Origin of the sequence: Skermanella pratensis (assembly GCF_008843145.1) — a bacterium.
GTDB classification, from domain to species: Bacteria; Pseudomonadota; Alphaproteobacteria; order Azospirillales; family Azospirillaceae; genus Skermanella; species Skermanella pratensis.
Genome location: NZ_CP030265.1, coordinates 1,773,643 through 1,795,705, shown reverse-complemented (window position 1 = coordinate 1,795,705; position 22,063 = coordinate 1,773,643). Strand labels below are relative to the sequence as shown.

Annotated in this window: 16 protein-coding genes, 1 pseudogene and 2 CRISPR repeat arrays; of the genes and pseudogenes, 13 read left to right on the top strand and 4 right to left on the bottom strand. The window is 65.8% G+C overall.

Features of this window, described 5'->3' with window-relative positions; all coding sequences use genetic code 11:
* The first annotated feature begins 68 nt into the window (after positions 1 to 68).
* From DPR14_RS08080 to DPR14_RS08035, 10 genes and pseudogenes are all read left to right on the top strand, one after another.
* On the top strand, positions 69 to 548 hold the full coding sequence (locus DPR14_RS08080) for a flavin reductase family protein (RefSeq protein ID WP_158044686.1): 480 nt from the start codon (positions 69 to 71) through the stop codon (positions 546 to 548).
* Between the two features lie 15 nt (positions 549 to 563).
* Complete coding sequence (locus tag DPR14_RS08075) at positions 564 to 851, top strand: type II toxin-antitoxin system PemK/MazF family toxin (RefSeq protein ID WP_158044685.1); 288 nt, start codon at positions 564 to 566, stop codon at positions 849 to 851.
* A 410-nt stretch (positions 852 to 1,261) separates the two neighbouring features.
* Positions 1,262 to 1,897, top strand: coding sequence for a CRISPR-associated protein Cas5 (cas5, locus tag DPR14_RS08070; RefSeq protein WP_158044684.1), 636 nt, complete (start codon positions 1,262 to 1,264; stop codon positions 1,895 to 1,897).
* Positions 1,887 to 4,019: a hypothetical protein gene (locus DPR14_RS08065; protein WP_158044683.1), complete on the top strand. Its 2,133-nt coding sequence runs from the start codon at positions 1,887 to 1,889 to the stop codon at positions 4,017 to 4,019. Before cas5 ends, DPR14_RS08065 begins: the two co-directional genes overlap by 11 nt.
* Positions 4,012 to 4,923 (top strand): type I CRISPR-associated protein Cas7, encoded by a 912-nt coding sequence (locus tag DPR14_RS08060; RefSeq protein WP_158044682.1) that lies wholly within the window; start codon positions 4,012 to 4,014, stop codon positions 4,921 to 4,923. The genes DPR14_RS08065 and DPR14_RS08060 overlap by 8 nt, the downstream gene beginning before the upstream one ends.
* A gap of 93 nt (positions 4,924 to 5,016) precedes the next feature.
* On the top strand, positions 5,017 to 7,179 hold the full coding sequence (locus tag DPR14_RS08055; RefSeq protein WP_192499350.1) for a CRISPR-associated helicase/endonuclease Cas3: 2,163 nt from the start codon (positions 5,017 to 5,019) through the stop codon (positions 7,177 to 7,179).
* A complete protein-coding gene (cas4, locus tag DPR14_RS08050) occupies positions 7,179 to 7,802 on the top strand; it encodes a CRISPR-associated protein Cas4 (protein ID WP_158044680.1) in 624 nt (207 codons plus the stop codon). The genes DPR14_RS08055 and cas4 overlap by 1 nt, the downstream gene beginning before the upstream one ends.
* Before the next feature lie 16 nt (positions 7,803 to 7,818).
* A pseudogene (cas1c, locus tag DPR14_RS08045) lies at positions 7,819 to 8,858 on the top strand (type I-C CRISPR-associated endonuclease Cas1c).
* 6 nt (positions 8,859 to 8,864) lie between these two features.
* Positions 8,865 to 9,155, top strand: a complete 291-nt coding sequence (cas2, locus tag DPR14_RS08040) for a CRISPR-associated endonuclease Cas2 (protein WP_158044679.1) — start codon at positions 8,865 to 8,867, stop codon at positions 9,153 to 9,155.
* Positions 9,156 to 9,345: 190 nt separating this feature from the next.
* Positions 9,346 to 10,380: a CRISPR direct-repeat array (repeat unit 32 nt; unit sequence GTCGCCCCCCGTGCGGGGGCGTGGATTGAAAC).
* Between the two features lie 97 nt (positions 10,381 to 10,477).
* Positions 10,478 to 13,625: direct repeats of the CRISPR family, unit length 32 nt; unit sequence GTCGCCCCCCGTGCGGGGGCGTGGATTGAAAC.
* A 185-nt stretch (positions 13,626 to 13,810) separates the two neighbouring features.
* Positions 13,811 to 14,455 (top strand): terminase small subunit, encoded by a 645-nt coding sequence (locus DPR14_RS08035; RefSeq protein ID WP_158044678.1) that lies wholly within the window; start codon positions 13,811 to 13,813, stop codon positions 14,453 to 14,455.
* Between the two features lie 122 nt (positions 14,456 to 14,577).
* On the opposite strand, the gene DPR14_RS08030 is transcribed toward DPR14_RS08035, so the two are convergent.
* From DPR14_RS08030 to DPR14_RS08020, 3 genes are all read right to left on the bottom strand, one after another.
* Complete coding sequence (locus DPR14_RS08030) at positions 14,578 to 15,102, bottom strand: beta/gamma-crystallin domain-containing protein (RefSeq protein WP_158044677.1); 525 nt, start codon at positions 15,100 to 15,102, stop codon at positions 14,578 to 14,580.
* Between the two features lie 677 nt (positions 15,103 to 15,779).
* Positions 15,780 to 17,057, bottom strand: a complete 1,278-nt coding sequence (gene preA, locus DPR14_RS08025) for an NAD-dependent dihydropyrimidine dehydrogenase subunit PreA (RefSeq protein WP_158044676.1) — start codon at positions 17,055 to 17,057, stop codon at positions 15,780 to 15,782.
* A 60-nt stretch (positions 17,058 to 17,117) separates the two neighbouring features.
* Positions 17,118 to 18,485 (bottom strand): NAD(P)-dependent oxidoreductase, encoded by a 1,368-nt coding sequence (locus DPR14_RS08020; RefSeq protein ID WP_192499349.1) that lies wholly within the window; start codon positions 18,483 to 18,485, stop codon positions 17,118 to 17,120.
* A gap of 191 nt (positions 18,486 to 18,676) precedes the next feature.
* On the opposite strand from DPR14_RS08020, the gene DPR14_RS08015 reads away from it, so the two are divergent.
* Both DPR14_RS08015 and DPR14_RS08010 read left to right on the top strand, forming a co-directional pair.
* Entirely contained in the window at positions 18,677 to 19,345 is a 669-nt protein-coding gene (locus DPR14_RS08015; protein WP_246149012.1) for a TetR/AcrR family transcriptional regulator, read from the top strand.
* Positions 19,342 to 20,109 (top strand): DeoR/GlpR family DNA-binding transcription regulator, encoded by a 768-nt coding sequence (locus tag DPR14_RS08010; protein WP_158044674.1) that lies wholly within the window; start codon positions 19,342 to 19,344, stop codon positions 20,107 to 20,109. Before DPR14_RS08015 ends, DPR14_RS08010 begins: the two co-directional genes overlap by 4 nt.
* 22 nt (positions 20,110 to 20,131) lie before the next feature.
* On the opposite strand, the gene DPR14_RS08005 is transcribed toward DPR14_RS08010, so the two are convergent.
* A complete protein-coding gene (locus DPR14_RS08005) occupies positions 20,132 to 21,046 on the bottom strand; it encodes a CHAD domain-containing protein (protein WP_158044673.1) in 915 nt (304 codons plus the stop codon).
* A 251-nt stretch (positions 21,047 to 21,297) separates the two neighbouring features.
* On the opposite strand from DPR14_RS08005, the gene DPR14_RS08000 reads away from it, so the two are divergent.
* The gene (locus DPR14_RS08000; RefSeq protein WP_246149009.1) at positions 21,298 to 22,059 is read left to right on the top strand and encodes a metallophosphoesterase family protein; all 762 of its coding nucleotides are present in this window, start codon (positions 21,298 to 21,300) and stop codon (positions 22,057 to 22,059) included.
* Positions 22,060 to 22,063 lie beyond the last annotated feature (4 nt).

The window sequence follows — 22,063 nt, the reverse complement described above, 5'->3', positions numbered from 1 at the left end:
CGACATGCCCGCACGCGACATGTCCGCACGCGACATGTCCATGAGCCCACGGTAATGAGTCCAGCGCGATGAGTTTCGACCGGCGGGCGTTCCGAAACGCCCTTGGATGCTTCGCCACCGGCATCACCGTGGTCACCACGGTGAACGACGCCGGGGAGACGTTCGGGCTGACCGCCAACTCCTTCAGCTCGGTGTCCCTGGACCCGCCGCTGGTGCTGTTCTGCCTGGGCCGCTCGTCCAACGCCCTGGACGTCTTCACCGCCTCCGGCCGATTCGCCGTCAACGTCCTGGCCGAGGCGCAGCGCGACCTCTCCGTGCGCTTCTCCACCGCGATCGGCGACCGCTGGGACGGCGTCGAGTGGGAGGCGTGGGAAACCGGCTCCCCCATCCTGAAAGGCTGCCTCGCCTCCCTGGACTGCATCACCGAAGCCGTCCACGACGGCGGCGACCACGTCATCCTGGTCGGCCGGGTGAAGCGCCTGGCCTCCGTGGCGGAGGGCAAGCCCCTGCTCTACTACAAGGGCGACTACGCCCGCGTGGAGGAGTGAGGGCGGGCCGCCGTCGTGGTGCCCGCCGTCGTGGTAGAGGACAGCGACCTGTTCGACCCGGCCTATCCGAATGTCATCCTGGTGCCGCTTACCGACGATCCTAAATTGGCCATGCCCTCCCTGTCCGTATCCATCGCTCCGACGCCGGAGAATGGGTGCCCCAAGGTTTCCTGGGCCATCGCCCACCATGTCACGGCAACATCCAAGCAGCGGATACAAACGACCGCATCCAGGATCACCGACGCTCAACTGGCGGAGATCAGGCGGCGCATCGCCCTGTCGATCGGCTTTGACGGCGACTGATGTTTCAGCGGAGCGGTCGCGGCGTAGGTCGGCCTTCGCCCGTCAGGGCGAACGCCGACGCCCTGCATCAACGCTTCGGCCGCCACAATTAAAGGGGTCAGAGTAATTTCCCGCCGAAAATGATAAAGGCGGCATGAAGAGGTGCCGATGGTGTCTCTTTGACGAACACCATCGGCCCTGGTCTACCTTACCTACGAGCTAAGGCAGATTAGGTTTCAATCCACGGCGCCAACCCCGCAGGTGGATCATGCACGCTTCCTGCGAACCGGTCAACTTCGCGCAACCTTCCTAATATGTCTAAGCTTTAATTTGATTGTATTTTTCTTCGGATAAGTCCGATAATGCGTGATGGATTAGTGGACGGCTCCGTATGCGGGCGACACGAACGATCCTAAGCGAGGTTTCCGTCTATGTCCTCCTATCCGATCTCGATTGAAGTATCCGGACCACTCGCCATGTTCGCGAGGCCGGATACCGGCGTCACACCTACCAGCTATCCGGTACCGACATGGTCGGCGGCCAAAGGCATCCTTGAATCGATCGCCGCGCTGGAACGAGGCGCAGCCATTCACCCGATCCGGATTGAAATCTGTCGGCGCAAAGGTGAAGCCGGCGGCGAGGTTCATTTCCAGAAATATGCAACCAATTATGGCGGCCCATTGCGCAAACGCGGCCAATTCAACAGCGGATCGAGCTTCCAGTTCTTCGCGACGGTCCTGGCGGACGTCTGCTACCGGATCCATGCCGAAGTGCGCAGGTCGGGATCTTCGCCCGATCGCAATCCCCCGCATCACCTACAGGAACTGTTCAACCGGCGCCTTGCGCAGGGCCGGTGCCACCAGACACCTGCTCTGGGTTGGAAGGAGTTCACCTGCTCCTACTGGGGAGCATTCCGAGAATCGGAGTACGAGGTGGATACCGCGCTGGATCTGCTGGTGCCGTCGATGCTGGTCGGCATGTGGAGCAATGCCAGCCACGGCAAATACCAACCTCGTTTCGCTCAGAACGTCAGCGTCGAAAGAGGAGTGCTCAGTTTTGCTGAATGAACTTCTCGCGATCGAGCGTGGGTTGGCGGCCTCCAAGATGATGCTGGCAGCCGAACGCCATTCTGACGTCAAGAGTGTCGGCCGGACCAGAGTTGTCATCGTCCGCCTTGCCACGACCGGCGGTGTATCAAGCGTCGGTATCGCGCCCGACGACCTTGTCCCCAATCTCTGGACCTTGCGGGACGGCCAACACAACAGCTTCCCCGCTGTCCAGTTGCGGCTGAAATCGATCGCTCCCGAGCCATCGACAGAGCAGAACCACGCCGGCATCGATATCCTGGCCGCAAAGTTTCATGCCCTGCCATGGTCTCCGACCTGGGTCGGCAAATCTTTGAGATCGCGCTTGGGAGAACGAGCCGCGCAACTTCGCAGTCTAGCTGACGATTCCTTTACCGCAGCCGTTCCAGCGGTGATCGATCGATTTCTATTGGCCTCCGAAGATCCGGGCGAATTGCTGCGCGGCATTGCTGTCGCCGTGCTTCGCGAAGTGCAAAGCGGCGTGGCCGAGTGGATGAGGGCTGGGCATGAAGTTCTCACGCTCGGCGGCACTTTTTACTTCGACACCGACGCCGGCGAATTTCCCCGGAACGTAGCCGATCCCCGACAGATAGGACCGGTAAGCGTTGCCCTCGCCGGGAGCGCATCGGCGGGACCCAAAGGACGATGCGCGCTGACCGGTCTCGAAGGGTCGCTGACCGTCCAGTTTCCACAGCCGAACCTTCCGATCGTCGGCCAGACATATCTTTTCTCGAAGAATCCTGATCTTCCTTCTGCGGGGCGGTATGGCCGGGCCGGAACGGACGGGATAGCCATCGGCATCGATACGGTGGGTAAGCTTCGATCCGCTCTCGACACGATCATGGAACCTCATCGGGAGGGGAAGACATGGCGGAGCATACCTGGTGAGAAGCCCAAGCAATCGGACCTGATGATCGCCTTCGTCGAAGGCGTGCCTGATGCTCCCGTGGCCGAACTGCTTGCCACGCGGAATGATCTGGACGATCAAGAAGAAGAAGAACGAGAAGATGCCGAGGGGGAGTTCGAGAGGCGCACCGAACGTTTGATGCAAGCGGTCGAGGCGGAACGAGGCGTGGACTTTCGCAAGACTCCCGTGAATGTCTGCGTGCTGCGCAAGGTCGATCCCGGCAATCACAAGATCGTCTGCCATCAAGCCATCACCGTCGATCGTTTGTATGCCGCCGTCCAGGACTGGCTGGCCGGGGAGCGCAATATCCCTTCCTGGATCGCGATGCCGGTGCTCGTCAAGGGCAAGAACACTCTTCGTCTGTGTTCGCCGCCTCACCTCGCTCCGCTACAGGTGCCGAAACTGTCGCGTACGGCCTATTTCCGGGGAGGCAAGGGGTCAACCGAACTGGCAGGACTCGCCGCGTCCGATGTCTTTCACATTTTCCTCGGGCATGACGGATTCGGGGTGCAGGCGGCGAGGGCTTTGCACCTGTTGATTTCCCGGTACGGCGTCCTTCTGTCCGGATCGGGACACGCCCTGAGAGCATTCGACATGGATCGCGCGAAGCAGTTCGACCGTCGGGCCGCACTGACTGCCGTCACGCTTTTCGGGATTCTTCTCCACAAGATGCAACGCGACGGGGAAACATACATGAAGGGCGCAGGCTTCAAGCTTGGACAGTTCCTCTCGGTGGCCGACAAGGTTCACCTTGGCTACTGCGCGGATATGCGGGGCGGCGCGACGCCGCCGACCCTTCTGGGCAACGCCGTAGTCTCGATGGCGCAGACACGCCCGGCAATGGCGCTCGATTTGGTATGCCGGCGCTGGAAACCTTACGGGGGGTGGCTGCGTCAGCCGCGGGCGCGCGAAAAAGCCGCTAAATTCCTCAGCGATGCGGAAAAGCTCCTGACGGCGGATCGGAACAGCAGGGAAGGCAGAGAGCTTCGCGCGCTCGGCATGGCCATCAGGACCGCCATCTCGCAGGCTCAACGGTCGGCGGAACTCTGCCGGGAACTCCAGGAAATCGGGCTCGCCGATTACCCGGTGGACGACGTTTTCCGTGCCGAACTGCTGCTTGGATACGTGGCGGGACTTGAACCCAAATCGCGCGGCGAAGATGCCGATGACAATGAAGGGAACCACGACGATGCCTGAGTTCTTCAATCGCGGCACCGGACTGCTGATCATCGAAGTCAGATGCTCCAATCCCAATGGCGACCCTGATCAGGAAAGCGAGCCGAGAACGCTCAGCACTGACGGCCGGGGGCTGATCTCGCCGGTCTCGTTCAAGCGCAAGCTCCGCGACCTCGTGGAAGATGCCGACGGCCCGGTAGCGCGGAAGGCGTTCAACCTGTCTGCCATAACGCTGGCCGATGGCGTCAGCTATCGAATTCTGGAAAGTCGCGGACGGGATCGGGAGTCCATCGGCAAGCTCAATCCCGATGCCTTCAAAGCCGCATTCTGGGATGCCCGGGTCTTCGGGAACACCTTCCTGGAGTCCATGAAGGACGACGGCAAAGACACCAAGGGCAAAGGCAAGAAGGACTCCCGTGATCATTTCATCAGCACCGGCGTCGTGCAGTTCGGGCCGGGGCTCAGCGTCGCGCCGGTCGAGATCGAGCGGCTGACCACCACCAACAAGTCCGGCGTCGAAGACGGCAAGGACCGTGGCATGGCTCCGCTCGCGTGGCGGGTCGTCCAGCACGGCGTATACGCCATGCCCTTCTTCGTCAATCCGATGGCGGCACGCAAGACGGGGTGCTCCCCCCATGACATCGAACTCTTGAAGTTCCTGATCCCCCATGCCTACCGCGCCACCGCCTCGGCGATCCGCCCGTTCGTCGAGATCCGTCACGCCTGGTTTGCGGAGCACGGAGACCCCCTCGGATCATGCCCGGATTATTTGATCATCGATGCGCTGACGCCTCGTAAGGTCGGGGGACGGGCCGATGCTCCGTCACGCTCCATCGAGGAATATCAAGTGCCCGACGCTCTCCCGGACGGTGTGAGATCCCGCGTCAAGTCGTTCGAAGACCTATGTCTCAAGTCCTGGGCGTGAAGCGGCACGATGCCCGCGCCACATCCGCCGCTCGCACACTCCGCGCCGTCGCGCGGGGAACAAGGGCAGCCATATGGGGATCATGTCCGACAAGTGCGGACTCTGGCGGAACGCAACGCCCGGGAGCTTCTGCGCTTCGCCGTCGATCTGGACAGGACGGCGTTCGTCGAAGGCGTGGAAGATGCGGCTTCGTTCCACGATCTTGGCAAGCTTGATCAGCAGATCCAGGCGGCTTTCCGCCGCGGACGCGGCGGTAAGCCGGAATGGGACCATATAGATGCCGGCGTCGCCCATGTCTCCGCAAAGGGCAACATGCTGGCGGCGTGGCTGATACGTGCCCATCATTCCCCCGGCCTTCCCGAATCGAAGCTGCATTTCAACAAGGACGACGCGGGAGCGAAACTGCGAGGCCGCCGACGTGATGGGGAAGTTCCCGACGAAGCGCAGGTCGAACGGACCGAAAAGTACCTGCCTTCTTACCTGAGCGAACACGAGAAAGTTCTCGGGATTCCCGACGTGAAGGCAGCGAAGGCGGCCCGTGGCCTCACTCTGCGCTTAGCCTTGTCATGCCTCGTCGATGCGGATCACACCGATACCGCGACGTTCGATTCGAAGCGTGAGCCGCTTGCTCCGCTTGAGGCAAGGTGGGACGAGCGCCTTCGATCGCCCGATCGCTACGTCAACCAACTCGGCGCCGACCAGGATTCGGACCGTAACCGGCATCGACGTCAGTTTTACGACGCCTGTCGGGATTCGGATGTCAACTCCCCGGTGGTGGCCTGCGAAGGTCCGGTCGGGCTTGGCAAGACGACCGCGGTCACGGCATACCTGCTCAAGCAAGCCATGCAGCACGAACTGCGCCGGATCATCGTCATCGCTCCATACACGAACATCATCACGCAAACAGCGGAAACGCTGCGCAAAGCATTGACTCTCGACGGAGAGAACCCGGAAGAGGTTGTCGTCGAGCATCATCACCGGGTGGATTTCGACGGACGCGAACATCGCGACCTCGCCGTTCTCTGGCGAGCCCCCGTCATCGTCACGACGGCGGTTCAGTTCTTCGAAACCCTTGCCGCCTGCGCGCCCGGCCCCCTCCGCAAGCTGCATCGGATTCCCGGCTCCGGCATCTTCCTGGACGAAGCCCATGCGGCGCTTCCGGCCCGCCTCTGGCCTCAGAACTGGAAGTGGCTCAGGGAACTTGCGGATCGCTGGTCCTGCCGCATCGTCCTTGCCAGTGGATCACTCGTCCGCTTCTGGGAGAATCCGGACATCGTCACACCCCCGATCTCCTTCACTGAATTGATGCCGTCAAGCCTCGGCGTGAACGCCAACCATGCAGAACGTCGCCGGGTCCGGTACCGTTCCGGCGGACACCATGGCTTGGCTTCGCTGACGCGGATGATCGCCGCGTCGGAGGGTCCCCGGCTGGTGATCTTGAACACGGTACAGAGCGCCGCGATCGTCGCAAAGGAGCTTCGGACATCCGGACAGGATGTCCTTCATCTGTCCACCGCCCTCAGTCCTCGCGACCGCGACAGCGTTCTGGGCACCGTCAAAAGCCGCCTGACTTCCCGAAAGGAAGATCGCGTTTCCGATTGGACGCTGGTGGCGACAAGCTGCGTGGAAGCTGGGGTGGACATTTCGTTCCGAACCGGATTCCGTGAGAGTTTCAGTACCGCCAGCCTGATCCAGGTCGGAGGGCGCGTAAATCGGCACGGCGAGTTCACCGGGATCGGAGGCAGCGTCGTCCACGATTTCTCGCTCGAAGCAGCGGACGGCATTACCGATCACCCCGCCGCCGGAGGCTCCCGCAGCATTCTGAAGCGGCTCCTGGAGACCGGTGTGTTGGAAAGCGACCGATCGGCGGCCGACATCGTCACTCGGGCGATCGCGGAAGAAATCAATGCGATGGGCGGTCTTGGCCATGATGCCCTTGCCAAGGCCGAACGCGCAGGAGATTACCCCGGCGTCGCCCGAGCGGCCCGTATCATCGATGCGGATACGCTGCTGGTCGTCGTGGACAAGCCCACCGCCGACCGGATACGACGCAGGGAGCACGTCACGTCCCGGGAACTTCTCCAGGCAAGCGTCCAGATATGGCGCAGCAAGGCTATGGATCTGGGCCTCGACAGGTTGCGGGATAGTTCCGAGCTGTTCGCCTGGCCGCATCGGTACGAGCCGGATTTTCTCGGCTACATGGCAGGCGTCCTGGAGTTGACCGAATTCCGGAACCGGGGCGGAGCCATCATCTGATGCCCGACGAAGACCCCCTGCCCCTCTCGGCGCTCCAGCACTACCTGTTCTGCCCGCGCCAGTGCGCCCTGATCCATGTCGAGCGGCAATGGGCCGAAAACCGCTTCACGGCCGAAGGGCGCGTCCTGCACGAGCGGGCGGACCTTGGCGGAAGATCAAGCCGCTCCGGCGTGCGGGCGGTCCGATCCATGCCGCTGCGCTGCCGCCGGCTCGGCATCGGCGGGGTGGCCGACGTGGTGGAGCTGCACGACGGCGGGCGCCGCCCCTATCCGGTCGAATACAAGCGCGGCCGGCCCAAGGCCCACCGGGCGGACGAGGTTCAGCTCTGCGCCCAGGCCCTGTGCCTGGAGGAGATGTTCGGCACCGCCATCGAGGAAGGCGCCCTGTTCTACGGCGAGAACCGGCGCCGGACCGCCGTCCGCTTCGATCCCGGGCTGAGGGCGCTGACCGAGCGCACGGCGGAGGCGGTGCGTGCCATGCTCGACGCCGGCCGCACGCCGCCGCCGGTCCATGAAGACCGGAAATGCGGCCGATGCTCCCTGATCGACCTGTGCCAGCCTCGCCGCCTCTCCCATCCGCCCGCCGTCGCCGACTGGCTGTCCCGCCGGTTGCAGGACGACTGACGAGGAGTCATCCCCCATGCGCCGGCATCTCAATACCCTGTTCGTCACCACCGAAGGCGCATGGCTGCGCAAGGACGGCGCGAACATCGTGGTGGAGGTCGAGCAGGCCGAAGTCGGGCGGGTGCCGGCCCACATGATGGGCGGCATCGTCTGCTTCGGCCGGGTCGGCATGTCGCCACCCCTGATGGGCTTCTGCGCGGAGCAAGGCATCGCGGTCTCCTTCCTCGGCGAGAACGGGCGCTTCATCGCGCGGGTCGAGGGACCGCAGAGCGGCAACGTCCTGCTGCGCCGCCGCCAATACCGCGCCACCGACGACCCGGCGGCCTGCGCGGTGATCGCCCGCGCCCTGGTCGCCGGGAAGGCCGCCAACCAGCGCACCGTGCTGCGCCGGGCGCTTCGCGACCATGCCGACTCCCTGGACGCCTCCGGGCGCGCCCGGCTGGACGATGCGCAGCGCCGGCTGGCGGACGTGGCGCGCCTCGCCGCCGGGGCGTCCGACACCGATGTCGCGCGCGGTCACGAGGGCGACGGCGCCGCCGCCTATTTCGGCGTGTTCGACCTGCTGATCCGGTCAGAAGACCCCGCGCTGCGCTTCACCGTCCGCAGCCGCCGTCCGCCGCTGGATGCCTGCAACGCGCTGCTCTCCTTCCTTTACGCGATCCTGGGCCACGACTGCCGCTCGGCCCTGGAAACGGTCGGGCTCGACCCCAGGTCGGTTTCCTCCACCGCGACCGCCCCGGGCGGGCCGGGCTGGCGCTCGACCTGATGGAGGAGGTCCGGCCGATCCTGGCGGACCGGGTCGCGCTCAGCCTGATCAACCGGCAGCAGGTCACGGCGGCGGATTTCGACTACCGGGACGGCGGCGCCGTGATGCTTCGCGACGATGCCCGCAAGACGGTCCTGGCCGCATACCAGGAGCGCAAGCGCGACGAGATCACCCACCCGTTCCTGGACGAGAAGCTGACGCTCGGCCTTGTCCCGCACATCCAGGCGAGGCTTCTGGCCCGCCACCTGCGGGGCGACCTCGACGGGTACCCGCCTTTCCTGTGGAAGTGATCCCCCATGCTGATGCTGATCACGTATGATGTGAATACCGAAGACAAGGCGGGCCGCCGCAGGCTGCGCCGAGTCGCCCGCGCCTGCCTGGATTTCGGCCAGCGCGTCCAGTTCTCGGTGTTCGAATGCGAGGTCGATCCGGCCCAATGGACCGCCCTCCGCGCCCGCCTGTTGGGCGAGATCGACCCGGCGACCGACAGCCTGCGCTTCTACAGCCTGGGCGCCGGCGGCAAGCGCCGGGTGGAGCATGTCGGCGCCAAGCCCGCCCTGGACCTGGACGGAACCCTGATCTTCTGACCCGCCCCCGCCCGCGCGAACCCCAAGCGGTTACGTTTTCCCCGGAAGGTTCGCGCAGACGATTTCCCTTGCGAAATCAACGCATCCGGGCAGGATGTCACGGCTTGGTGCCGGATTCTCGAAGCCGCATCGGGAGGTTCGCGCAGCACCGGGTCTGCGCCGTTATTTTACAAGTACATAGCAAGACCCGGTCGCCCCCCGTGCGGGGGCGTGGATTGAAACATTCACAGCAACAAGTAGGCCGCCCGGGCAACCGGTCGCCCCCCGTGCGGGGGCGTGGATTGAAACATAAATGACAACCTCTCCCCTGCCGCTCAATCCGGTCGCCCCCCGTGCGGGGGCGTGGATTGAAACCTGAGCAAGCGGCCCGGAATTGTAGTCGCCAAACTGTCGCCCCCCGTGCGGGGGCGTGGATTGAAACAACGCGGATACCGGGCGGGATCTCCAGGCGCAGACGTCGCCCCCCGTGCGGGGGCGTGGATTGAAACTGACGTGGCGTCCAGCCCTGTCACCGTCAGCGAGTCGCCCCCGTGCGGGGGCGTGGATTGAAACATGCGGATCGACCCGTCGCGCACCACCTTGCCGCTGGTCGCCCCCCGTGCGGGGGCGTGGATTGAAACAAGAAGGTCTATTTCGACCCGCTGCTTGGCCGGGCGTCGCCCCCCGTGCGGGGGCGTGGATTGAAACCTCGGGGACGGATAGTCCGCGCGGCCCGCGAAGAGTCGCCCCCCGTGCGGGGGCGTGGATTGAAACCTCTTCCCCGGTGTCGGGACGTTGCTTGGGGCTCGTCGCCCTCCGTGCGGGGGCGTGGATTGAAACGATAAATTTTTTATAGTTAACGCCGCTACCGTATCGCGTCGCCCCCCGTGCGGGGGCGTGGATTGAAACTCCGCTTCGCAACAGAGCGTTCCTGTTTCCGGCCGAGTCGCCCCCGTGCGGGGGCGTGGATTGAAACGATATGGCCGCGAGCCAGTCGAACGCCCTGTACATGTCGCCCCCCGTGCGGGGGCGTGGATTGAAACACGGCGGCGGCTACACCGGCCAGACCCTCCAGTTGTCGCCCCCCGTGCGGGGGCGTGGATTGAAACGGTCGGCAGCAGATGGCCGTACATCTCCCGCGCCATGGCCGTCGCCCCCGTGCGGGGGCGTGGATTGAAACCCGCCTGCCCGCCCACCGGCATGGTGGCGACGCGGTCGCCCCCCGTGCGGGGGCGTGGATTGAAACAGATCCATTAGCGCGGACCATTCAACGGACGGCCGTCGCCCCCCGTGCGGGGCGTGGATTGAAACTGCCTGTTGATCAGCCTGCAGGACCCCACCGGCGTCGCCCCCCGTGCGGGGGCGTGGATTGAAACTCCGCCAAATGACGGACGGCTACGCGCTCGCCATGGTCGCCCCCCGTGCGGGGGCGTGGATTGAAACAACGCGACGCGGAACACGGTGCTCGGCAACAGCGCCGTCGCCCCCCGTGCGGGGGCGTGGATTGAAACTTATCCAGCCCGGCCGACATCGTGATCTACGGCGGGTCGCCCCCCGTGCGGGGGCGTGGATTGAAACAACCGGAAGAGCATGGAGACCGGCATGTACGGCGACGTCGCCCCCCGTGCGGGGGCGTGGATTGAAACTGAGGAGGTGACGACATGGCGAAGACGCCAGCGTGGTCGCCCCCCGTGCGGGGGCGTGGATTGAAACCGCTCGACGTTCGGCAAGGCGCTGTCCGGCGATGGTCGCCCCCCGTGCGGGGGCGTGGATTGAAACACCGTGATGGCCGCGTTGTCGGCCGGCGCCGCCGGTCGCCCCCCGTGCGGGGGCGTGGATTGAAACTCGGAGGTGACCGGGCGCGTCCAGTCTTACTATCGTCGCCCCCCGTGCGGGGGCGTGGATTGAAACCACAGGTCCGGGCTGTACCACTTCATGGCGACCGGTCGCCCCCCGTGCGGGGGCGTGGATTGAAACAAGGCCATGGCGGCGCAAGTCGAGGATGCGCTGAGTCGCCCCCCGTGCGGGGGCGTGGATTGAAACGGGGCGTGATGGAGCGGCCGGAACCTTCTAGGTGTCGCCCCCCGTGCGGGGGCGTGGATTGAAACAATGCCCAACTTGTCGGCATAGGCTTCAACCCGGTCGCCCCCCGTGCGGGGGCGTGGATTGAAACACCTCGGCACGCGGGACGTTCCGCGACATCGAGGGTCGCCCCCCGTGCGGGGGCGTGGATTGAAACAGCCTGGAGGCATCATGACGCCGCTGAAGCCTCGTCGCCCCCCGTGCGGGGGCGTGGATTGAAACATCGGCGTGGAGATCGATCCACTGTACTTCGACAGTCGCCCCCCGTGCGGGGGCGTGGATTGAAACGTCGAACGTGGCGGCGTCGCTTATGACGTGGAGGGTCGCCCCCCGTGCGGGGGCGTGGATTGAAACCTCTTCGTCCTTGCCCCCACCGTTAGGCGCGTCGGTCGCCCCCCGTGCGGGGGCGTGGATTGAAACCGTATTGACCGCGACGCGCTCCGTCCACTTCCGGCGTCGCCCCCCGTGCGGGGGCGTGGATTGAAACGCCTGAAGACCGGGGCAGACGTCACCATGACGACGTCGCCCCCCGTGCGGGGGCGTGGATTGAAACATCGGCATTGAGATCGAGCGCCGGTACTTCGACAGTCGCCCCCCGTGCGGGGGCGTGGATTGAAACAGGAACAGGTCGAGCAGCCGTCCGGACAGCTTCGGTCGCCCCCCGTGCGGGGGCGTGGATTGAAACGCTGGAGCCAGCGCGGTCCGGCACCCGATGCTGAGTCGCCCCCCGTGCGGGGGCGTGGATTGAAACTGCGGACATGCGGAGTTCGACGTATCAGCAGGGGTCGCCCCCCGTGCGGGGGCGTGGATTGAAACTAGGGGATATATTTAACGACCCCGAATTTGTAAAGTCGCCCCCCGTGCGGGGGCGTGGATTGAAACGCCCTGGTCCGGCGTCGAATACCTCCCCTGCCGAGTCGCCCCCCGTGCGGGGGCGTGGATTGAAACGATGATGCTGCGACGAGGGCGCTGCGATGACGGGTCGCCCCCCGTGCGGGGGCGTGGATTGAAACTGCCAGTTCGGTCTGTGTGAGACCGGCCCGGCGTGTCGCCCCCCGTGCGGGGGCGTGGATTGAAACAACGATGATGCCTATGTCGAGGCTGCTGGCGGCGTCGCCCCCGTGCGGGGGCGTGGATTGAAACGCTCCAGGGCGCCAGGACGCCTTGAGCTTCGCCGCGTCGCCCCCCGTGCGGGGGCGTGGATTGAAACTCCAATGGAGGCTTCGACTTCCCGGCGATCGTAGGTCGCCCCCCGTGCGGGGGCGTGGATTGAAACAGCACGGGGAGGCCCGGTAATGCAGTGGCTGCGACTGTCGCCCCCCGTGCGGGGGCGTGGATTGAAACATTCACGAGCGGCTGGAGGCGCAGCGGGCCGAGACGTCGCCCCCCGTGCGGGGGCGTGGATTGAAACGGCCTACCCGTCCGCTTTCAGCACGGGGAGGCCCGGTCGCCCCCCGTGCGGGGGCGTGGATTGAAACCCTGATTACGAGCGGGTGATTCCCGGTGCTGACCAGTCGCCCCCCGTGCGGGGGCGTGGATTGAAACGGCACGGAATCCGAACTCCAGTCGGTGCAGATGGAGTCGCCCCCCGTGCGGGGGCGTGGATTGAAACCGCTCTGCCGGCCGGCGGCGTTTCGGTGGACGCTGTCGCCCCCCGTGCGGGGGCGTGGATTGAAACAGCGAGGGCGAAGAAGGCTTCCCGAGCGCGGGCCGTCGCCCCCCGTGCGGGGGCGTGGATTGAAACCGCACCAGCAGCAGGAATGCGTTATCTGGGGTCGTCGCCCCCCGTGCGGGGGCGTGGATTGAAACGCGTCGTATGCTCGTCTCCGGAGGTTGACCGTGCCGGTCGCCCCCCGTGCGGGGGCGTGGATTGAAACGAGGATGGGCGGCCGGTCAACGTCATCGGCCGGGTCGCCCCCCGTGCGGGGGCGTGGATTGAAACCTGGCGGACCTGTCGGCGCAGCACACCGTCTATGGTCGCCCCCCCCGTGCGGGGGCGTGGATTGAAACACCGTGGACGAGCTACAGCCGGACAAGCCGGCCGGGTCGCCCCCCGTGCGGGGGCGTGGATTGAAACAGGAAGATGCCGGCTTCCTGCGGGGCGCGGGCACGTCGCCCCCCGTGCGGGGGCGTGGATTGAAACGCCTTCTCGAACGCGGTGCGGGCCTTGTCCTGGACGTCGCCCCCCGTGCGGGGGCGTGGATTGAAACCAAGCGGCATAGGCGAGGCTGCCGTGATCTCCGGGTCGCCCCCCGTGCGGGGGCGTGGATTGAAACCTCCCTGTAAACTCCCCCCGGCGCCCAGCGGCTGGTCGCCCCCCGTGCGGGGGCGTGGATTGAAACTTCGACCAGTTCGGCGTGCTCGATCCCATCGCCATGTCGCCCCCCGTGCGGGGGCGTGGATTGAAACGCCATTTCGAACAGGTTCTGCGTCGCCGGGTCCTCGTCGCCCCCCGTGTAAGAAAAAGGGTCAGAGTGAATTTATCTCAGCGTTCGATGTCTTCCCAATCTACTCCCGACAAAAAGGATTGCAATCCTTGAGAGTTTAAGACAATTTACCTATTTTAATCGCCAGCCCACCCGGAGCGCGCCCCCATGTCCGATACCGCCACAGACCTGGACCTGGACCTGGACCTGCCCCACCGGCAGGAAGCCTTCGCCCGCCACGTCGCCTCCGGCCGGAGCCTGACGGCGGCTGCCCGGCTTTCCGGCTATGCCTGGGACGGTGCCCGCCAGGCCGGGTCGCGGCTGATGCGGGATGCCCGCGTCGCGGCGCGCGTGGCGGAGCTGATCGCCGCCGAGGAATCCCGCCGGCGCGAGGAAACGGACGAACTTGTCGGCATGCTCAAGCGGGTGATGCTGGACGCCCTGGAGAAGCGGAACCACTTCGCCGTGCTGCGGGCCGTCGATCGGATCGCCCGCTTCCGCGGTCTCATGCCCAATTCCCGCAAGCCTATCGTCGCCTTCGACGACGACGACGTTCCCGCGGCACCGCCGGAGCCGGAGCCGGCACCCGAGCCGGCCCCGCCGCACGAGGAGATGAACTACGACCACGAGGACAGCCAGTCGGCCGTCGCCACGGCGCGCCGGATGCTGCGCTGCATGGCCTACCTGGAAGACCACCATCCCGAGATCGCCTGCCGGCTCTCCCGGGCCAGCCAGGCCCTGCCTTACTTCGACCGGAAGGGCCGGCTGCTCCCGCGCCGCCAATGGCCGGCGCTTCCCGCCGCGGCGGGATGACCGATGATGACCGAGGATGACCTTCGCGGTCATCCTCGCGGAGGGTCATCATCGCCCCCGCCGGCTGCCGGCGCCGCCCCGTGGCCGGGGCGGCACGGTTCACCGCGCAGTTCCCGTCGCGATCACACGGACTTCAAGGACGAGATCTGATCGTTCGGAAGGCCGGCCTGACCGACGTTCGGATAGCTTCCGGGACCATAGGTCGTTCCGATCGGAGTCTGATAGTTGATGTCCTGGTAGAAGGTCCAGGTACCCGAGATCACGACGAAGCTGGAGATCTGGTCGTTCAGTCCGGTGGGACGCAGATCCGAGCATGCATCGGTGATCAACAGGGAAGTGCCCTGCATGTTGAGGTCCTGATAGACCATGATCTGATTGACGCATTTCAGGGATGAGATCTGGTCGTTCGGAAGGCCGACCTGACCGACGTTCGGGTAGGTCCCGGGACCATAGGTCTTTCCGACCGGAGTCTGATAGTTGATGTCCTGGTAGAACGTCCAGACGCCCGAGGTCACGACGAAGCTGGAGATCTGATCATTCATGCCGCTGGGACGCAGATCCGAGCATGCATCGACGATCACCAGGGAATTACCCTGCATGTTGAAGTCTTGATAGACCGTGATCTGTCCGCCAGGAGAGTCACTCATTTTGCATCCTTATGTATGCTATTATGATGTATTGACCTACTAGAGTCTTATACTATCTATCATCTACATAATTAACGAAAGTTTTAAACAATGTGAATTAAAATATTCTATTTCGATGTCAAAATTTACATAAGAATATTTGAAGAGGTTGGAACCGCTTTCTCGATCGGTGCCCACCGGCCCTCCGCAAAGGATTGATCTCCTCGCCTTGCTATGACAGAATACCTATAGCGACAGCGGACCACCGGAGACCGCCCACATGCCCCCAGACAGGGCCGCCTCGGAGCCGACCTTTCACTCTAAGCCGGGCACTCCAAGCCGGGCACTCCAAGCCGGGCACCCCAAGCCGGCGCGCGGCAAGGCGATGGATCATGACGGAAGATGACATCGGCGGCCATTTCGGGCGGTTGCGCCCTTCGGACCGCGGGTCGGACGGCGGGCCGGAGCGGTTTCCGACCGGGCTGACCCGTTGCGGTCCATGCGGCCTGCCGTTCAACGCATCGCCCCGGCTCCCCCGGCTGGATCGACCCGATCGGGCAGCGCCTCAAGGCGGCGCCCCGGCGCATCAAGGGCCGTCCCGCGCAGCCCGCCGGGCGGCCCCGATCATGACGAATGATGACATCCGCGGCCGTGGCAGGGGGAGTCGGCCGGGGGAGACTGCGGGGCGTGCCCCCGCCCTACTCCGCCGCCTCCCGCCGCATGGGGTTGTTGGGATGGTCTTTCCAGGTCAGGAAGGGCTTGCCCTCGTCGCGTCGCTCCATGGTGATGCAGTTCTCGACCGGGCAGACATGCATGCACAGGTTACAGCCGACGCATTCGTCCTCGATCACCTCATAGCGCCGGGCGCCCGCCAACCGCAGGGCGCCGATCGCCTGGTGCGCGGTGTCCTCGCAGGCGATGTGGCACAAGCCGCACTTGATGCAGCTGTCCTGGTCGATATGGGCGACGATCTTGTAGTTGAGGTTAAGGTCCTCCCAGTGGACATAGTTGGGGATCGCCATCCCGGTGAAGTCCTTGACCTCCCCGAAGCCCCGGCGGTCCATCCAGTTGGCCAGGCCATCGGCCATCTCCTCGACGATGCGGAAGCCGTGGTGCATCGCGGCGGTGCAGACCTGGACCGTGCCGGCGCCCAGGCTGATGAACTCCGCCGCGTCCCGCCAGGTGGAAACGCCGCCGATGCCGCTGATCGCCATCCCCCGGCATTCCGGGTCGCGGGCGATGTCGGCCACCATCCGCATCGCGATCGGCTTGACCGCCGGGCCGCAATAGCCGCCGTGGGTGCCCTTGCCGTCCACCGTGGGGGTCGGCGCCATCGCGTCCAGGTCCACCGACATGATCGACTGGATCGTGTTGATCAGCGACACCGCGTCGGCGCCGCCGCGCTTCGCCGCCCGCGCCGGGCCCAGGATGTTGGTGATGTTGGGCGTCAGCTTGACGATCACCGGCATGCGGCTGTGCTGCTTGCACCAGCGGGTGACCATCTCGACATATTCCGGCACCTGCCCGACCGCCGAGCCCATGCCCCGCTCCGACATGCCGTGCGGGCAGCCGAAATTCAGCTCGATGCCGTCCGCTTCGGTCTCCTCGACCCGGCGCAGGATGCTCTTCCAGCTCTCCTCCTCGCACGGCACCATCAGCGACACGACCATGGCCCGGTCGGGGAACCGCTGCTTGACCGACTTGATCTCCTGGAGATTGACCTCCAACGGCCGGTCGGTGATCAGCTCGATGTTGTTGAAGCCGGCGACGCGGGTGCCGTTATAGCTGAAGGCGCCGTAGCGCGACGACACGTTGACGACCGGCGGGTCCTCCCCCAGCGTCTTCCACACCACGCCGCCCCAGCCGGCCTTGAAGGCGCGGACGACGTTGTATTCCTTGTCCGTCGGCGGCGCGGAGGCCAGCCAGAACGGGTTGGGCGACCGGATGCCGACGAAGTTGGTGACCAGACTTGCCATGACGCTATCTCCCTGTTCCTGCCCCTGGACCCGACCTTGACCTTTTTCCCGGCCCGGCCGTCACGATGCGCCCAGCAGGCGGTGGATCGCTTCCGCCGCCACCTTGCCGTCCTGCACCGCCGACACGGTCAGGTCGATCCCGGCCACGCAGTCGCCGCCGGCGAACACGTTGGGAAGGGAGGTCTGCCGGTCCTCGTTGACCGCGAACCGCCCGTCGGGCCGGAACTCCAGCAGTTCCGCCAGATCGGCGTCCCCGACCGCCGCCGGAACGAAGCACTGGCCGATCGCCTTGAACACCATGTCGGCCGGGATGCGGAAGAACTCCCGGGTGCCGGCCAGCCGTCCGGCCTCGTCCAGGAGGGTGTATTCGAACTCGACCTCGCGGACCTGGCCGCCCGCCCCGATCACCCGGCGCGGCTGGGCCCAGTACTTGATCCGAACGCCGTTGGTCTGCGCCCATTCCTGCTCGGCTCCGGTCGCCGACATGGCGTCGGGGCCGCGGCGATAGACGACCGTGACGTCCTCCGCCCCCAGCCGCTTGGACTGGGTCGCTACGTCGATGGCGGTGTTGCCGCCGCCGATCACGACGATCCGGCGCCCGACCGGCAGCGCCGACTTGTCCGGGGCTTGGCGCAGCGCCGCGATGAAATCGACCGCGTTGACCACGCCCTCCAGCTCCTCGCCCTCGATCCGCAGCGCGTTGACCGCGTTGTGGCCCAGCCCCAGGAACACCGCGCCGTAGCCGGCCCGAAGCTCCGCCAGGGTCACGTCGCGCCCCAGCGCCTTGCCGTGCTCGATCGTGATGCCGCCCAGGGACAGGATGAAATCGACCTCCCGCCCGGCGAAACCATCGGTCACCTTGTAGGCGGCGATGCCGTACTCGTTCAGGCCGCCGGGCTTCTCCCGCGCCTCGAACACGGTCACCTCGTGGCCGTGCATCGCCAGCTGGTGCGCGCAGGACAGTCCGGCCGGGCCGGCGCCGACCACGGCGACCTTGCGGCCGGTCGGTTCCGCCCGCTCGAAGGGCTGGATGCCGCGCTCGAACAGCCAGTCCGTCGCATAGCGCTGGAGCGCGCCGATCGCCACCGGCTTGTGCTCCTGCGCGGTGCGGACGCAGGCCTGCTCGCACAGGATCTCGGTCGGGCACACCCGGGCGCACATGCCGCCCATGATGTTCTCCTCCAGGATCGTCACGGCGGAGCCCTTGACGTTGTCGCCGGCGATCTTCCTGATGAAGCTCGGGATGTCGATGCCGGTCGGGCAGGCCTCCATGCACGGCGCGTCGTAGCAATAATAGCAGCGCGCCGCCTCGATCAGCGCCTGCTTGCGGCTCAGCGGCGGCGTGGCATCGTCGAAGTTGGCCTCGTACTCCCGCGGCGACAGCCGCCTGGGAGCAATGTCCGCCGGCACGTCCATCACGCTCGTCATCCCGCCTGCTCCTGTTCCGTTGGTCGCTTCGTTCCTTTCCGCCGGGCCGCTTCCGGTTCGGTCCCGTTGGTTCGGTCCCGGCGGGCCGTTTGTCGGCATCTTTGGATGAATGCTATAAACAAATTGACCGCTTGGTCAACTTGTTTCAAAAATGATCGGATATGGGACGGATTGCTGCTGAGATGGGCGACATGATGAATAATTCGGCTGCTTCCGGCGTCACCTCCCCTCCCCGCGGGCGCATCCGGCGGGAGAACGAGACGCGCATCCTGGAGGCGGCCGAGCGGGTCTTCGCCGAAACCGGGCTCGCCGGGGCCACCATGGCGCAGATCGCCCAGGCGGCCGGGTTGCCCAAGGCCAACCTGCACTACTATTTCGGCACCAAGGAACAGCTCTACCAGGCGGTGCTGACCGGCATCCTGGAACTTTGGCTGGACGCCACCGACATGATCCGTCCGGAAAGCGACCCGGCGGAGGCGATTTCCGGCTATGTCCGCGCCAAGATGCGCCATTCCCGGCTTCGGCCCCTGGCGTCCAAGGTATTCGCCAACGAGCTGCTGAGCGGCGCGCCTTTCCTGACCGACTATCTGGAGATCGATTTGAGGCAGCGGGTGGAGACCAAGTCCCGGATCATCGCGGGCTGGATCGCGGAGGGGCGCATGGCGGCGCTCGACCCCAGGCACCTGTTCTTCATGCTGTGGGGCATGACCCAGACCTATGCCGATTTCGCGGTCCAGATCCGGTCCGTCATGGCCGTGGAGAGCCTGAGCGACGCGGCTTGGGAGGAGGCGACATCCGAGGTCGTCGCTTTCGTGCTGCGCGGCTGCGGCATCGGCCCTTTGGCAGGAGCGGCCCGGTGAAGAGCGATACCCGCCAGCAGCGCATCCTCGACCTCGCCGGGCGGCAGGGCTTCGTCTCGATCGACGGGCTGTCGCGCCAGTTCGAGGTGACGCCCCAGACCATCCGGCGCGACATCAACCAGCTCTGCGAACAGGGCTTGCTGGAGCGCCACCACGGCGGCGCCGTCCCCCGCTCCACCACCCACAACGTGGACTATGTGGAGCGCAAGGCCCTGGGGTCGGAGGCCAAGCGGGCGATCGGGCGCCTGGTGTCGCGCCACGTTCCGGAAGGCGTCTCGCTGTTCATCAATATCGGCACCACGACGGAGGCGGTCGCCCAGGAGCTGGTCAACCACAAGAACCTCAGCGTCATTACCAACAACCTGAACGTGGCGGCCTTCCTGGCGGCCGGCACCGACCTGGACGTGCTGGTGGCCGGCGGGCTGGTGCGCAACCGCGACGGCGGCATCATCGGCGAGGCGACCATCGACTTCATCAACCAGTTCAAGGTCGATATCGGCATCATCGGGATCAGCGGCATCGACCTGGACGGCACCCTGCTCGACTTCGACTACCGGGAGGTCAGGGTCGCCCAGGCCATCGTCCGCAACGCCCGCACCGTCTTCCTGTGCGCCGACCACAGCAAGTTCGGCCGCAACGCCATGGTGCGGCTCGGCCATATCGGCGAGGTCTCGGCCCTGTTCACCGACCGGGTGCCGCCCGCCCCGCTGGCCGACGTGCTGGCGGCCCACGACGTGGAGGTGCATATCGCGGCGGAGGATTGAAGGGACTGAGGGGATCGAGGCGTCACGCCGCGCGGCTGGCCGGTTCCGCCTTCCACATGTCCCACCAGGCTTCCATCCGGCCCATGAAGACCTTGGGCCTGTCGAGATAGAGCCTGGCGCCGAGCAGCCGGCTCACGGCCTGGAGGTCGGACCGGCGCTGGTCGATCATGCCGACCAGGGGCCGCACCAGGGTGGGTCCGCCGAAGACCTGCTCCTCGGCCTCCAGCATGCAGCGCAGCACGGCGAGGTCGTGCTCGTCGCCGAGCAGGCTGCCCAGTTCCCCGAACTCCCCGGCAAGGGCGCCCACGGTTCCCGGCCACACCGGCGTCAACAACTTAAGATGGTAGGAGAGATACTTCGCCTGCTTGCGCCAGTCGTGGAAGTCATGGGCGGACGGCGCGTCGCCCAGCCCTTTGAACCGCCTCGCCCCGTCGCGGTAGACCTTGTGCAGCCCGGGCCTCAGCACCTTGAAGCCGGGGCTCCGCAGGGTCCAGGTCTCGACCCGCCCGCGCGCCTCGCGCAGCATGCCGGCGACCTCCTCGGTGGTCCGTTCCTGCTCCAGGTGCTCCGCGGAGGCGCGCTCGCAACGCTCGACTAGGGCGTTCCGGACGGAAGCGAACCCGCCGGCGCCGTCGCTGCCCTGGCGCCCGGCCAGCTTGTCCAAGGCCTCGATCATGACCGAGGCGTCGCGCACCGCCGACAGCCGGCGCTGGGCGTCGCGGAAAAAGGCGTTCTCCCGGGCATAGGCGCTCCCCAGTCCGCCGCGGGCGAGCCGCAGCAGCGCGCGGATCTTCTTGCACCCCTTCCGGGCATTGTGCACCGCCTTGTGCCGCTCCTTGCCGCCGGTCAGGGCCGCTTCCGCCTTGTCGATCTGCTCCAGGGCGATGCGGCGGACGCCCTGGGGCACGGTCTCTTCCGGCGTGAAGCAGTACGCCATTCCTCAATTCTCCTCGATACGTGCGGGTGGCTCGAACTTTGCTGGACCGGTTCGAAGCAGCAACAGACGGAGGTCCTCTTCCTCTCGGTCGGCCCGATCGGATTGCACGGTCTCGGTAACGCTTCAGAGTTCGGGGGGAGCCCTCGACAAAGCTGCCGGATCGTCCCTGATAACCCTCGCACAAGGACCCCGGAGCGCTTATTTCTGTGACAGAAGGGGGACTAATGAGCGTACCGGAAAGATCAAGCAACGTGGTGTTGAGTTTTCTGCGCAAGCGCCAGGATGTGGAGCAGGTGGCGGCGACGGTGCCCAAGGGCATCCGCGTCTATGCGATCGGCGACATCCACGGCCGCGCGGATCTCCTGATGCGCCTGCTGGATATGGTGACCGACGACGCCAAGGCTTCGCCGGGGCCGGTCAACTACCTGGTCTATCTCGGCGACTACGTGGACCGCGGCCTGCATTCCCGCCAAGTGATCGACCTGATGATCGGCGGCCCGCCGGCGACCTTCGGCTCCGTCCATCTCAGGGGCAACCACGAGGCCGCCTTCCAGGAATTCCTGACCAGCCCGACGGCGGGTCCGGGATGGTTCAAGTTCGGCGGCCTGGCGACGCTGCATAGCTACGGCATCCAGATCCCCTCGGGCCTGACGCCGGAGGAGCGGATCTCCCACGCCCAGCAGGAACTGCGGCGCGTGATCCCGCCGGCCCATGTCAGCTTCCTGAACCACCTGCGGCCGAGCCTGACGATCGGCGACTATTTCTTCACCCATGCCGGCGTGCGCCCGGGCGTTCCGCTGAACCGCCAGGACGGGGACGACATGATGTGGATCCGGGACGATTTCCTGAACTCGACCGCCGACCACGGCAAGGTCGTGGTCCACGGGCACACCATCACCGACCTGCCGGAGGTGCGCAACAACCGCATCGGCATCGACACAGGGGCCTATGCCAGCGGCCATCTCACCTGCCTGGTGCTGGAGGGCGACCGCCGCCGCTTCCTGGCGACCTGACGCC

Coding starts and splice junctions, on each gene's coding strand:
- DPR14_RS08080 (WP_158044686.1), top strand. CDS start 69: ATGAGTTTCGACCGGCGGGCGTTCCGAAACGCCCTTGGATGCTTCGCC.
- cas5 (WP_158044684.1), top strand. CDS start 1,262: ATGTCCTCCTATCCGATCTCGATTGAAGTATCCGGACCACTCGCCATG.
- DPR14_RS08060 (WP_158044682.1), top strand. CDS start 4,012: ATGCCTGAGTTCTTCAATCGCGGCACCGGACTGCTGATCATCGAAGTC.
- cas4 (WP_158044680.1), top strand. CDS start 7,179: ATGCCCGACGAAGACCCCCTGCCCCTCTCGGCGCTCCAGCACTACCTG.
- cas2 (WP_158044679.1), top strand. CDS start 8,865: ATGCTGATGCTGATCACGTATGATGTGAATACCGAAGACAAGGCGGGC.
- DPR14_RS08035 (WP_158044678.1), top strand. CDS start 13,811: ATGTCCGATACCGCCACAGACCTGGACCTGGACCTGGACCTGCCCCAC.
- DPR14_RS08030 (WP_158044677.1), bottom strand. CDS start 15,102: ATGAGTGACTCTCCTGGCGGACAGATCACGGTCTATCAAGACTTCAAC.
- preA (WP_158044676.1), bottom strand. CDS start 17,057: ATGGCAAGTCTGGTCACCAACTTCGTCGGCATCCGGTCGCCCAACCCG.
- DPR14_RS08020 (WP_192499349.1), bottom strand. CDS start 18,485: ATGACGAGCGTGATGGACGTGCCGGCGGACATTGCTCCCAGGCGGCTG.
- DPR14_RS08015 (WP_246149012.1), top strand. CDS start 18,677: ATGATGAATAATTCGGCTGCTTCCGGCGTCACCTCCCCTCCCCGCGGG.
- DPR14_RS08005 (WP_158044673.1), bottom strand. CDS start 21,046: ATGGCGTACTGCTTCACGCCGGAAGAGACCGTGCCCCAGGGCGTCCGC.